Annotated in this window: 18 protein-coding genes; 14 read left to right on the top strand and 4 right to left on the bottom strand. The window is 30.2% G+C overall.

Annotated features, from left to right (window positions below):
- Positions 1–193: 193 nt before the first annotated feature.
- The 4 genes from CIW83_RS17045 (at position 194) to CIW83_RS23260 (ending at position 2,081) form a co-directional block, all read left to right on the top strand.
- The gene (locus tag CIW83_RS17045; protein ID WP_094903386.1) at positions 194–424 is read left to right on the top strand and encodes a hypothetical protein; all 231 of its coding nucleotides are present in this window, start codon (positions 194–196) and stop codon (positions 422–424) included.
- A gap of 84 nt (positions 425–508) precedes the next feature.
- Positions 509–910, top strand: coding sequence for a GNAT family N-acetyltransferase (locus tag CIW83_RS17050; RefSeq protein WP_094903388.1), 402 nt, complete (start codon positions 509–511; stop codon positions 908–910).
- A gap of 401 nt (positions 911–1,311) precedes the next feature.
- Complete coding sequence (locus tag CIW83_RS23255; RefSeq protein ID WP_201259986.1) at positions 1,312–1,548, top strand: hypothetical protein; 237 nt, start codon at positions 1,312–1,314, stop codon at positions 1,546–1,548.
- Positions 1,549–1,583: 35 nt separating this feature from the next.
- The gene (locus tag CIW83_RS23260; protein WP_201259994.1) at positions 1,584–2,081 is read left to right on the top strand and encodes a DUF2087 domain-containing protein; all 498 of its coding nucleotides are present in this window, start codon (positions 1,584–1,586) and stop codon (positions 2,079–2,081) included.
- Positions 2,082–2,512: 431 nt separating this feature from the next.
- Here CIW83_RS23260 and CIW83_RS23265 read toward each other — a convergent pair whose 3' ends face one another.
- A complete protein-coding gene (locus tag CIW83_RS23265; protein ID WP_201259987.1) occupies positions 2,513–2,965 on the bottom strand; it encodes a 3'-5' exonuclease in 453 nt (150 codons plus the stop codon).
- Positions 2,966–3,154: 189 nt separating this feature from the next.
- Here CIW83_RS23265 and uvsE point away from each other — a divergent pair, with 189 nt between their 5' ends.
- On the top strand, positions 3,155–3,955 hold the full coding sequence (gene uvsE, locus CIW83_RS17065) for a UV DNA damage repair endonuclease UvsE (protein WP_201259988.1): 801 nt from the start codon (positions 3,155–3,157) through the stop codon (positions 3,953–3,955).
- A gap of 271 nt (positions 3,956–4,226) precedes the next feature.
- Positions 4,227–4,652 (top strand): CBS domain-containing protein, encoded by a 426-nt coding sequence (locus tag CIW83_RS17070; RefSeq protein WP_094903390.1) that lies wholly within the window; start codon positions 4,227–4,229, stop codon positions 4,650–4,652.
- A 47-nt stretch (positions 4,653–4,699) separates the two neighbouring features.
- Here CIW83_RS17070 and CIW83_RS17075 read toward each other — a convergent pair whose 3' ends face one another.
- Together CIW83_RS17075 and CIW83_RS23925 are read right to left on the bottom strand one after the other, a co-directional pair.
- Positions 4,700–5,635 (bottom strand): sorbosone dehydrogenase family protein, encoded by a 936-nt coding sequence (locus CIW83_RS17075; RefSeq protein WP_235601389.1) that lies wholly within the window; start codon positions 5,633–5,635, stop codon positions 4,700–4,702.
- Complete coding sequence (locus tag CIW83_RS23925; RefSeq protein WP_235601390.1) at positions 5,596–6,066, bottom strand: hypothetical protein; 471 nt, start codon at positions 6,064–6,066, stop codon at positions 5,596–5,598. Before CIW83_RS23925 ends, CIW83_RS17075 begins: the two co-directional genes overlap by 40 nt.
- Before the next feature lie 154 nt (positions 6,067–6,220).
- Between CIW83_RS23925 and CIW83_RS17080 the strand changes: the two genes are divergently transcribed.
- Positions 6,221–6,724: a hypothetical protein gene (locus tag CIW83_RS17080; protein WP_094903392.1), complete on the top strand. Its 504-nt coding sequence runs from the start codon at positions 6,221–6,223 to the stop codon at positions 6,722–6,724.
- A gap of 99 nt (positions 6,725–6,823) precedes the next feature.
- Here the strand turns inward: CIW83_RS17080 and CIW83_RS17085 are convergent, their stop codons facing one another.
- Entirely contained in the window at positions 6,824–7,582 is a 759-nt protein-coding gene (locus CIW83_RS17085) for a hypothetical protein (RefSeq protein ID WP_094903394.1), read from the bottom strand.
- Positions 7,583–7,722: 140 nt separating this feature from the next.
- On the opposite strand from CIW83_RS17085, the gene CIW83_RS17090 reads away from it, so the two are divergent.
- The 7 genes from CIW83_RS17090 (at position 7,723) to CIW83_RS17120 (ending at position 12,664) form a co-directional block, all read left to right on the top strand.
- Positions 7,723–8,364 (top strand): TetR/AcrR family transcriptional regulator, encoded by a 642-nt coding sequence (locus CIW83_RS17090; protein WP_094903396.1) that lies wholly within the window; start codon positions 7,723–7,725, stop codon positions 8,362–8,364.
- Positions 8,365–8,366: 2 nt separating this feature from the next.
- Positions 8,367–8,756, top strand: a complete 390-nt coding sequence (locus CIW83_RS17095; protein ID WP_094903398.1) for an FMN-binding protein — start codon at positions 8,367–8,369, stop codon at positions 8,754–8,756.
- A 19-nt stretch (positions 8,757–8,775) separates the two neighbouring features.
- The gene (locus CIW83_RS17100; RefSeq protein ID WP_094903400.1) at positions 8,776–9,255 is read left to right on the top strand and encodes a flavodoxin domain-containing protein; all 480 of its coding nucleotides are present in this window, start codon (positions 8,776–8,778) and stop codon (positions 9,253–9,255) included.
- A gap of 136 nt (positions 9,256–9,391) precedes the next feature.
- Complete coding sequence (locus tag CIW83_RS17105; RefSeq protein WP_201259989.1) at positions 9,392–10,114, top strand: MerR family transcriptional regulator; 723 nt, start codon at positions 9,392–9,394, stop codon at positions 10,112–10,114.
- 219 nt (positions 10,115–10,333) lie between these two features.
- Positions 10,334–11,140, top strand: a complete 807-nt coding sequence (locus tag CIW83_RS17110; protein WP_094903402.1) for a MerR family transcriptional regulator — start codon at positions 10,334–10,336, stop codon at positions 11,138–11,140.
- Positions 11,133–11,981, top strand: coding sequence for an ABC transporter ATP-binding protein (locus CIW83_RS17115; RefSeq protein WP_094903404.1), 849 nt, complete (start codon positions 11,133–11,135; stop codon positions 11,979–11,981). Before CIW83_RS17110 ends, CIW83_RS17115 begins: the two co-directional genes overlap by 8 nt.
- The gene (locus CIW83_RS17120) at positions 11,978–12,664 is read left to right on the top strand and encodes a hypothetical protein (protein WP_094903406.1); all 687 of its coding nucleotides are present in this window, start codon (positions 11,978–11,980) and stop codon (positions 12,662–12,664) included. The genes CIW83_RS17115 and CIW83_RS17120 overlap by 4 nt, the downstream gene beginning before the upstream one ends.
- Positions 12,665–12,901: the final 237 nt, after the last annotated feature.

Raw genomic sequence — 12,901 nt, forward strand, 5'->3', positions numbered from 1 at the left:
TTAAATAACTTATTAAAGTGAGAATTATTTTTTGCTATAAAAAATTAAAAATAGTGGATATAGCTTCTGCTATTTATCTTCACTATTGAAGTGAACGAAGACTGTGATGATTAAAAAAATAACAAGCTAATATTTATATTAATATATCGTGTATTGATTCAAATACAAGAATTTACTTGAAAGGATGATAACTATGGAATTTGATGAATTGTATGATATCGCAAAAAATACATTAAATCCTAGAGAAATCTCTAAAAATTCTTGCGCTGGTTCTGTTGCAGCAGCTATTGCGGCTATGATTACCGTTGGAGAAAATAGAATAACAAAAGTAATTGCAGTGTATGAAGATGGAACAATAATTCCACCATGTGGAAGATGTAGGGAGTTTATTTGTCAGATCCATGATGAAAATTATAAATGTTAAGTAATGATAGAAAAAGATAAAATACTCATGTATGATTATTCATAGTGGGGAATGTAAAATATTATATTTTGAGAGGTGATTTATATGGAGCAGATAAAAAGTTGCAGTGAAGAAAAGGCGAATTATATCCACAGACGATTACAGGAGTATAATAGTCGATATATTACGGATTGTGAAGATTTGTCTTACTGTATTGAAAATGAAAATGGTGAATGCATTGCTGGTATTGTTGCATCAAGAGATATGGATTGTATTACAGTAGACTATTTGTTTGTTGATGATTCATATCGAAAAAATGGATATGGATCAAAATTGTTGATTCATCTTGAAGAACAAGCCATTCGTTTGCATGTAAAAAGAATCATATTAAATACCTTTGGATTTCAAGCACCGGATTTTTATGAGAAACAAGGTTATCAATTATTTGGAAAGATAGAACCATGTTTTAATGATTATGGACAATATTTTTTTAAAAAGGAGCTATAATAAAAGATTATTAGTATAACACTTCACAAAGTCACTAATTTTATATATGATTAATCTCCTTGATATAGTTAATTCATAGCAGTAGGATACGATGAATTGACTATATCAAATTAGAATTAGGAACGCTGAGTCGAGTCATAAGTGGCGGAATAGCTTTTAATTTGTTGAGTAAGAATTAGAATTTATATTATAAATATTTAACTTAGTAAATCTGATTTATATTGGCAGGTATAAATAACATATAAAAAAGTAGTGGTTCTTATATAAGAACCACTACTTTTTTATTAACAGAAATACCAAAATAATAGACAAAACTATAAAAGGTTTATTTATATGTAGACAATAAATCAAAAATGGTATACAATCAATATATAAATATATATTAAAGGATGTTGAGTAAAATGAAAGAAAATAATAAAGAACTATTTTGGGATGTAACTATTGAGGAGATGAAAAGAGGATATGTTGAATTAGATGAAAGTTACAAATGTATAATTTGTGAGGAGGAATTTACGAAAGGAAGAATATATCAGATAGATTCTATGTTTTATGATGCAAGAAAGGCTGCTGAACTTCATATATCAGAAAAACATGGTTCTACTTTAGAATACCTATTAAATATGAACCATCATTTATAGGGATATCGGAGGTTCAAAGAGAACTATTAATATTAATGGCAGAAGGATTATCTGACAAGGAAATAGCCATAAAATTAGGGGTAGCACAGTCTACTATAAGAAATCATCGTTATAAATTACGTGAAAAAGAAAAGCAAACAAGGTTATTCTTAGCGATGATGGAATTAATATCATCGAGTACAAATAAGAAGATAAACATATTAGATAAAGATGCTCTATGTGATGCCCATAAAACAGCAACTACCATAGATGATAGGTATAATATCACTGATAAAGAAAGAGAAAATACAATTAAAAATTATATGGATGAAAATGGAGCAATAAAAACATTTCCTGCTAAAGAAAAGAAGAAAATAATAGTTTTATCTCAAATAGTTAAGCATTTTTCTAAAGGAAAGAAATACTCTGAGAAAGAGATAAATAGAATTTTGCAAAGAATATATGAAGACTATGCTACTATTCGAAGAGCCCTAGTAGAATATGGATTTATTGAGCGTACTAATGATTGTAGTAGTTATTGGGTAAAAGAATAACTTAGCAATATTACGGGAAGAAGAGTGGGGCTCCATGATGGAGCTTATTAGACATCGGGATTATGAGTAAGCTTAAAGCATCTCTAATGTAATACTATCTAATGAAGGAATATGTAGAGTTCTAAAATTAAATCATTTTAGAAACTGATGTGTTTTCCCCATTTTATAGGCTAATTTAATTATTTGTTGCTCTTCTTCAGTCATATTTCTATCATACATTTTTTTAAATTGTTGAATAAGGCTATCATAATCTATCTTGTTTTTTACGTCGAGCAGGTTTGATTTTTATATATGATGGATCATAGATCTTGGGTTGAATTGATGAAGTATATATTTTTTTAAATATTTCTGCAGTATAGTAGGCGTCATAAAGTGCATTATGAAAGTTATACGTTATTGGAATATTAAGTACTTCTATGGCATTTTGAAGACTAAGCAACCTTTTTTTGAGAAATGCCTAAATGCTTAGAAACATAAGGTTGGAGATTAATAAACATTTTAGGTAAGGATTTGAGATCTAATTTATAGTAATTAGCACTCTTAAAGAGTTCTTTTATATCAGACATGCCCCAAATACAAAATATAGATTCTGTATTACCTATAAACTCGATATAGGCATTATAAACTTCAAAAAATGGATCTTCCAGAAGAAGCTGTTCCGTAGTAATGCTGGTTAATTCTGTAATAAATGAATTTACCTTTGAATAAATAGTTGGTTTTACAAAGCGATTAAAAACTGCTATGGTGTTAAGATCTAAATCCAGTTTTATTGCACCTATTTGGATAATTTCAAAAGGATATTTGGATCTTTCTATGATAGTATCTTGGTCATGGAAGGAAGAAAAATCCTGATTAAACTCTAAATCAAAAACAATATAATACATTTAAAAACTCCCTTAATTACGTTTTAATTTATTTTTAACTAAATGTATTAAGATTATTCTATCAACAAGGAATTTGAGTATGATTCTAATATATTGTAGTCTATGAAAAGACTTTTAATTATAAAATTAGATAATTCTTATTCTCAATACACATAATAAACTGTAAGAAGAAAATAGGGTGGTGTATTTATGAGAGTAAGACTAGGTTATGTTGCGATTGCTTTAAATCTTCCACAAGTTACTTCCTCAAGCAATATTACTTATACCTTTTATCAAAAGCTGACAACTGAAGAGAAGATTAGAAAGCTTAAACAAGTTACATATTCCAATATTGTAGATTTGAAAAAGATACTAGAATATAATATAGACAATAAAATACATTTTTATAGGATAACTTCAGCCCTTATACCACTTGCAACTCATCCAGATGTAAACTGGGATTATAGAAAAATGTTTGATGTGGATTTTAAGATACTTGGGGATATAATAAAAGATAATGATATGAGAGTTGATACTCATCCGGATCAATTTAATGTAATAAATAGTGTAGATAATAAGGTAGTAGAAAATACCAAAAGAAACCTGTTGTTTCATGTTAATTTATTTGAAGATATGGATTATTCTCTTGGTAAAATGGTACTTCATGTAGGGAGTGCGGCAGGAGGTAAGGATATAGCTCTTAAAAGATTTGAGAACAATTTCAAAAATTATCCGAAAGAAATAACATCTAAACTGATTTTAGAAAATGACGATAAAACTTTTACTGCAAAAGAAACTCTTAAACTATGCAAAACATTAGGTGTACCAATGGTATTAGATGTTCATCATCATATATGTAATAATGAAGGATATAGAATAGGTGAAGTACTACCCAGTATATTAGGAACCTGGATGATGAGATACTCCCACCTAAGCTACATTTTTCAAGTCCTAAAGATGCTCCAAAGGATAGAAAACATGCAGATTTTATTGATGGTCATGATTTTGTAGAATTTATAGAAATTTGTAAACCTTTAAATAGAGATATAGACATAATGATAGAAGCAAAAAAGAAAGATATTGCTTTATTTAGACTTGTAGAATCCATAAAAAATTTAAGAAAGGAATGGAAATGGGTAGATTCCTCTACATTTGAATTTTAGATATTAGGTTGGGGATTGACTATTATATAGAGAGATTATAAAATAAGTGATGGAGGGTGTAATGATTTTGGAAACCCTCTTGAAATTTAGAATAAATATCTTAGAAGAAAGGGACCAATATGAATATAGCATTTTTCCTAACACCTAAAAGTGAAATTGTATATGAAACGATAGATTCGACCATGAGACAAGCTTTAGAGAAAATGGAGCATCATAGATATACGGCAATACCACTAATTGATAGAAAGGGTAAATATGTTGGTGCTATTACTGAAGGTGATTTACTCTGGAAGCTTAAGAATACCAGTGGACTTACAATTGAAGGCACAAATAATATATCAATAAAGGATGTTCATAGACACACACAAAGTAACACCGTATCAATTAGCGCGAATATGGAGGATTTAATTTTACTTGCGAAGAACCAAAACTTTGTTCCAGTAATAGATGATCAGGGAATATTTATAGGAATCATAAAGAGAAGCGATATTATCAATTATTGTGCAGATTTATTATTTAAAGATAAAGTAAATCAAAGAAATTAAAGGTAGACTTCAGATATCTGAAGTCTACCTTTAATTTTATACTTAACTTACAGCTTATTATTTTTAGTAATTTGCCATATAACCCCTGATTTGGGGTAAAATTCATCGGGTTCATCTTCAGGCGTAACTGCGAAATCAAGTATATACATGGCTTGGTCAGGTCCAAATACTACATCAATTGGCCTTTCAAAGCCTCCCCCGCCTGTATAAGATGCTGGAAGACCAGATTTATTAATGGCGAAATCAGTTACTTCTCCTGTTTCCATATCAATTCTTGATATTCTATGACCTACATGAGGAAGGGGTTTACCTCCTGTGGTTTCTGGAGCTTCACTGCCAAATTCTGCAATATAAACATCTCCATATGGACCGAAATCACTATAATTAAAATCAAAACCCATTATTGCAGAGTGTGGGGTAAATAGGGCAAATGGCCTTGGAGGAACCATTGGATGTTCAGCTAGTAAAAATCTAGGCTGAGCCTCATCTTCTGGCTTGAATTTTGGTAGCGTTATTGGAAGACCTCCAGTGTAGTCAGGCCAGCCATACCAAGTTCCAGGAATAATCATATGAAATTCATCTGGCGAGTTATTAATAGGTCTGCTTCCTCTAACATCTGCACCATGATTTGTACTAAATAATCTATTGAATCTGTCAAATTTTAATCTAAATGGATTCCTAAGACCCCAAGCGATTAGCTCAAGGTTCGAACCATCAAGATTTGATCTAAGTATACTGCCACTAGCTCTTACAATGCCTTTTACTGTTTCATAAGACGTACCTGGTACACCAAATGGTGAATATGCACCAGTGCAGGTATAGTCATTTGGCGATGCAGTCTGAATATTTTTAGTTATAAAATTTTCTCCATTTAAGACTATATTATTTCCAGGATAATCGTGGAAAAAGGGATATCTTTCTATCCAGCCATTATCTAGCCCTACTACACCAGAATTAGTAGCTGTCCCTTGTCCAAAATACATCTTTCCATCAGGCCAAAAATTACTTGATTGTTATGATGGTCCCCATAGCTAGGAAGGCCAGAAATTATATTCTCCTTTGTTCCGTCAGGCTTTACTATGGTTATAAATCCTCTATGAGATACATAGATATTTCCATTAAGATAATTTATTCCTGTTAATGGAGGATTGAAATCTTCTGCAATTATTTCAAAACCATTGTTAGAAAGACGCAGAACTTTGCCATTACCAGATATTACTCCAGCATCGGCTATGAGAATTTCTCCCTTTTCCATAAAAACCATACTTATAGGAGTGTCTAATCCTTGTGCGAATACGTCTATCTTATAGCCTAAAGGGACCCTTATGTCTGAGGGATTAAGTTTTCTTTTATAGTTTTTTTTATGTTCACTAGATAGTTTCATTGAGTTAGAAAGTTGTTCTTGTCTTCTCATAAAAAAACTCCTTTTAAATTATTATTTGTAATAGCATATTCACTGGGCGTTCAGTTAGTTCCTTTTGAGAATATAATAAGGTAACAAAGAATAACTTAATCTCATATAATATAATTCATTATACATATATAAAATCAATTATTGGAGGAATATTATGATTAATACTAAAAACATTATAATTGGTTCCTTATTTGCAGCCATAGCAGCTTTATTTCAGCTAATACCTGTTTTCTTTTCAGAAGTTCTTGTATTTTTGACTATTTTTAGTGCAGTTCCCATTTATATTGTTTCAAGAATAAATCCTAAGACAGGAATTCTATCATATTTAGTAGCAAGTATAATTGTTATGATTTTAAGTGTACATGAGGGATTGTTTTTTTTATGCACTAATGGAATTGTTGGAATATCACTTGGAATATGTAGTTATTATATAAAAAAAGAGTCTGCCATTTGGATTTTAAGCTCTATTGCTCTAACAATTACATTAAGTGTCATGAATTATGGCATAGGCATCCCTGTTTTTGGCATGAAGATTCCTGGAGTAATAATAATTCAAATACTAATACTGTTTTTGGTTTCAGTAACTTATAATATTTTTTATTACTATTTTTTAAAATTCATTTACAGATATTTGAAGAAAAATTTAAGATCCATATAAGATCAAATAAAACACCGTTGTTATCCTTTGATATAAGGATTAGCATTGGTGTTTTTTAATCCTTAAGATCGGCATAAATTGATTTAAGTGTTTAAATCCCTAACTTTCATAATAATTATAGCCGCTTAATGCAATGAGTGTTAGTGCAGGCGTGTAAAACATCCATATAAGACTGTCTGTAATTAGGCTGAAATTACCTAATTGTAAAGCCATCGTTAGTCCTACGTTTAAGTCACATAAAACAAAGAAAAACATCCCAATAGTAACTAGAATTGAGTTTGGTTTTGGAAATATTTTTAACAATAGATTAGCAATTGCAATTAATAAGGATGCGGAAAGTAAAACTACATAAAATTTTAATATATAAAATAGAGTTGACTCTTTCATCAAATTATTAGCTACCTTCATGATAATTAGTATAAATAAAACAGTAGCTAAAACAGTATTAATAAATATATTATTTGATAAAACCTTTGATTTATCTATTGTAAAATTTTTTAAGATTGCAGATCCATTTCTTGATATCAATCCTAATTGTACTATAGAGAACAGAATAATTCCTATATAAGGTTCTTTGAAAATTACCAATGATATATCTGCAAGAATGATAAATATATAAATAAATTTAAGATTTTTTGTATCACTATGGCTAAGTCCATTTTCCCCAATTATGAAAACCAGTGTAGTAGAAAGAATGACAATTAAAAATTTTGCTATATATGTATATAGAAATCTATTGTATTTAAGCTCTTCTTTAACTATAAAAAATCTTGCCCAATCAAGAGTTATAAAGCTTCCACTTATGAAAATTATTAAAAATATTATGATCCAAACAAATTTGAATTTAATCTTATCCATATTAGCCTACCTTTCAGATTGTTAAATTAATTATTTCCCATTTTTCTTTTTTATATTGACAGAAGTTAAAGAAAGTGTTACCTTAAAATTGAACGGTGTTTAAACATGGAACGATGTTAAATAAAATAAGGAGTGGCGTAATGACTATTAAAGAGAGAAGAGAACGTGAAAAGGAAGAAATGAGAGAACTTATCCTTTCAGCAGCAAATGATATTATTACTGCTGAAGGTTTTGACAAGTTATCAATTAGGAAAATAGCTAAAAAAATTGAATATTCTCCATCTATTATCTATCATTATTTTAATGATAAGGAAGAAATATTAAACAATGTAATGCAAAGAGGTTATAAAAAAATAGTAAAAGCTGTATCTTTGGCGAAGGTAAAAGGAGATTCTCCTGAAGAAAGATTAGTTGAAATGACAAAAAACTATATAAAAGCAGCACTAGATATGCCAGAAGAATTCATAGCTGCCCAATTAAATCAATCCGAGATAGCATTAAAGCATACCTCCTCATTATTTAAAGGTGCTTCAAAAGAAAAGCCTGCTTTAGCTGCACTATATAATTGTTTAAAAGAAATTTACAAAGATAAAAAGGTAGATGAAAATACAATTGAATTAACTGCTCAAATGATTGCAGTATCAACATTAGGACTTATTATAAAGCTCATTATAGAAAAAGACATTGATGATAAACAGAGGCAAAAATTAATAGGATATTTTTCAGAAGAAATAGTATTGAAAATAGTTAATGAAAAGGGAATTAATAGCAAGGAGGTGTAAATTTGAAGACGATATTTAAAATATTATTATCAGTAATATTTATATGTATACTTGTACTTGTAAGTGGAATATTTTATATATCTCGAGGACTTAACGACGGAAAAGACATTACGATAAACGAAATAGATATATCAAATTTAAGTGATGGAGTATATAATGGAAAATACAAGGCTGGAAGATGGACAAATGAGTTAAACATCACAGTAAAGGACCATAAAATCATAAAAATTGATATAGAAGATGATGTTACTTTTTCTATGCCTAGTGTAAGTCATGATTTATTTAATAAAGTTATAACAGTACAAAACACAACAGTTGATGTAATTTCGGAAGCTACTGTGACATCTAAAGCTTATCTTAAATCAATAGAAAATGCATTTAATAATAATTAAATTATATGGAGGTAATAAAGTGAGTACTTTAATAGTTTATGCAAGTAAATATGGATGCACGGAAAGATGTGCTAAACTGTTGTCTAAAGAGCTTAATGATAAAGTGGATTTAATAAATCTTAAGAATATAAAGGCTATCGATTTTTCAAAATATGATAGGGTAATTATCGGGGGATCAATATATATTGGTAGAATCCAAAAAGAAGTCACTGAATTTTGTACGAAGAATTTAGATAAACTAAAGGAAAAACGAATTGGATTATTTATTTGTGGTATGCAAGAGGGAGAGATGATAAATACTGAATTAAATCAAAACTTTCCTTCTGAGTTGCTGAAGATTGCAGAAGTAAAGAGCTATTTCGGAGGAGAATTTATCTTTGATAAAATGAACTTTATGGAAAAGTTAATAGTAAAGAAGGTATCAAAACTAACATCCGATAAGTCAAATATACTGGAAGATAATATTTATAAATTTGCTCAAAAGATAAACTCTATTTAGTTTATCTATATGAATTATTAATAAAATATAAGAGTGTAATAAGTATACTTATGTTCTTGATACAATAAACTCTCCACTATAACACCAGACTTCGATTTTATATTATGATACCTAAAGAGCAGGAGGTGGAGCAGGCATGAAAAATACTTATAAAACAGCAGAAGTTGCAAGAAAGATTGGAATACACCCTAATACTGTACGCCTTTATGAGGAGCTTGAATTGATACCGAAACCACAGAGAAGGTCAAATGGTTATCGTGTATTTACCGATTTTCATATTGAACAATTCAAACTTGTAAGAATAGCTTTAAAAGTTGAAGTTTTGCAGAATGGTCTGAGAAAAAAGATGATCCGTATTATAAAACTCTCAGCAAAAGGGAATTTTCAAGAAGCCATCGTACTTACTGAAAGTTATTTGGAACAAATTAAGGTTGAGCAGGATAATGCTGAGGAAGCTATAAGAATTGCAGAAAAACTATTGTCTGGTATGCAGGAAGAAGGGGATGAATTATCTCTTACGAGAAAAGAAACAGCTGATTATTTGCAAATTACAATTGATACTTTGAGAAATTGGGAGATGAATGGATTATTGACAGTTAAGAGGAAGCAGAATGGTTATAGAGTTTATACCAACAACGATATTAGACATCTAAAAATTATTCGTTCACTTCGCTGTGCCAATTATTCTCTTGCAGCAATTTTGCGTATGTTGAATGCGCTATCTTGTAATCCAAATGTTAATATACGAGAAGTCATTGACACCCCAAAAGGGATGATGACATTGCATCTGCCTGTGATAAACTTCTTACATCACTACGAAAGGCCGAACAAAATGCATTATATATGCTGGATCATATAAAAGCCATGCAAGAAAAATTTAATAGAAACTCTATGATTTAACACTAGACCTTGTTCTGGTGTTATTTTTTTTATATTTAAAAAACAGATAGAAGTAATTTGTATATACCAGTTTGATCTCTTAGGTAGAATATTAAAATTAAATATTGTAACTTTTTAAAAACGATATTGCTTGTGACGTTACGTCATATGCTATTATATATTCAAGGAGGGAAAAAGAATGAAAGATGATTTATTTACTGTTGGGGAATTAGCAAAAAAGATGAATGTTACTGTGAGGACTTTACAGTATTATGATAAAGAAGGACTTCTGAACCCTTTTGCAAGAAGCGAGGGAGGGCGCAGGCTATATACAAAAAAAGATATGGTATTATTATATCAAATTCTATCAATGAAGTATTTGGGTTTTTCTCTTGAGGAGATAAAAAATAATCTTATCTCCCTTGATAATCCAGAAGATATCTATAAATTACTAGAAGAACAAACAAAGGCTATAGAGTATGAAATCGATAATTTGAATAGGGTATTGGAAGCTATCAAGGCTTTGAAAAAAAGCGTAACCCAAACGAATACTGTAGATTTTAATAGATATGCTGATATTGTTTCACTTATTCGCACAAAGAATGAAGGATTTTTGTCAGTTGAATTTTTTAATGAAGATGAGGAGCTGGCAACACATATTAAGGGATTATTTGAAGACAATCCAGAGCTTGGCATTGGACTTTTTCAAAAATACCAGCAGATGTGTGATAAAACCATATCATTAAAAGCACAAGGTAAGACACCTGATAGCAAAGAAGGACAGATATTGGCAAAAGAGTGGTGGGATTTAATATTTACTTTTACAGGTGGAAATATGGAGTTGCTGCCAGGAATTCTGAGTTTCAGTGAGAATCGTGAAAATTGGAGTGAGGGGATGCGAACACAACAGAAGGCAGTAGATGAATTCATGGAAGAAGCTCTTTCAATCTATTTTCAAAAAAATTCTATAGATTTTCCTGAGCTAGAGGAGGGCTATAATGATTGAATTAAATAGAGTTATAAAATGCTATGGACAGAAAAATGTTGTTAATGATATTTCTTTTTCTATTCCAGAGGGAGAGCTATTTGGATTTTTAGGTCCTAATGGCGCTGGAAAATCAACAACAATAAGGATGATAACTGGTCTTTTGAAGCCAACATCAGGCAGTATTATTGTAAATGGCCATGATGTTATAGCAAATAAAAAATCCATTTGTGAGGATATCGGTGTTGTATTTGAACTTCAAAATCTTTACCTCCGTTCTTCTATAGAAGAAAATCTAAAGTTATTTGCTGCTCTGTATAGAGTTAATGATAAACAGGTGAATCAGGTTATGGAGGAATTACAGCTGACTGAAAGAAGAAAAATGGCAGTCAAGAAACTATCAAAAGGATGGAAGCAAAGAGTGCTGATTGCGAGGGCTTTATTACACCAACCAAAAATTCTTTTTCTAGATGAACCTACAAGCGGGCTTGATCCAAACACTGCTATCCTAATTCGTAATCATATAAAAAGAGTAAATGAGAAAGGTACAACAGTTGTTTTGACTACCCACGATATGTATGAAGCAGACGAGATGAGTAATCGAGTTGGCATAATGAATGAAGGACGATTAGTTGCAATTGATACTCCTGAAAGATTAAAGCAGCAGCATGGAAAAAATGAAATTTTTGTTGAGTACAAGGATAATGGCAATATTAACAAAAAAAATCTTCCATTTGGCACCAATGAAACAAATCAATTCATAGCACAATTAATTAAAGAGGGGCGAGTTGTAAATATTCATACAATGGAAAGTTCACTTTCTACTGTATTTGCAGAATTAACGGGGAGGAAATTAAATTGAAAAGTATCTTTGTTTTAGGCAAACATGAGTCTAAAGAAATGTTGAAAAATCCAGGAACTTTGGCTGTGCTGTTTTTACCAATTTTAATGTCGAAAATGATTTTGACTACTATTAAGGTATCAGGAGCAGATTTTCTTCTTTTATCAATATGGATATTATTTGCTCAAGTTTTAATTGGAATTATGCTTGCAGGTCCAACAGTTATTGAAGAACGAGAGACAAAAACTATAGATGCATTGTTATGTTCACCTTTGACATTCGAGGGTATTGTGTGCGCTAAGGGTGGCATTATACTGATTGGTTCCCTAATAGTTCAAATAGTAGTTGTTTTAATTAACGAAAAATTTTCCATTCACCTTATTTCCTTACTAGTGCCTATAATTATAGGAGGAATTGTATTTGTTGAAATTGGTATGATAATCGGTTTAACTGTAAAATCTTCGCAAAGTGGTTCAGCCTTATCATCTGTAGTTATGATATCATTATTTTTAATTGTTGCTCTTTATCAGGCTCTACCGAAATGGACATATAATTTTTTAGTTTTACTTCCAAGTATTGAGGTTAGTGAAGTCACGCAACGAATATTGGATGGCAAGGATTTAATATGTATGGAAATGTTGCTTCTATTTGCATGGATGTTTGTATTGGGTTTTACTATTAAGAAAATTGGTGATAGGTATTAAGCATATAAAAATGGTAATTCAGCACTACTCTTCAATAAATACTTCAAGATTCTATTGGAATTCCATATACTGATAAATAATTATTTTAAAAGCAAAAAAGGGAATATTATAATATTCTCTTTTATTTTTATAGAGTTAAAATCCTTTCTAGATTACTTTCTATTATTTTTAGTTAGATTCCCCAAAAATTTATCGAAATTACCAATCTATATTTAAGAAAATGACTTGATTAGAAAA

It is taken from the genome of Tissierella sp. P1 (genome assembly GCF_002266425.1).
Classification (GTDB): domain Bacteria; phylum Bacillota; class Clostridia; order Tissierellales; family Tissierellaceae; genus Tissierella; species Tissierella carlieri.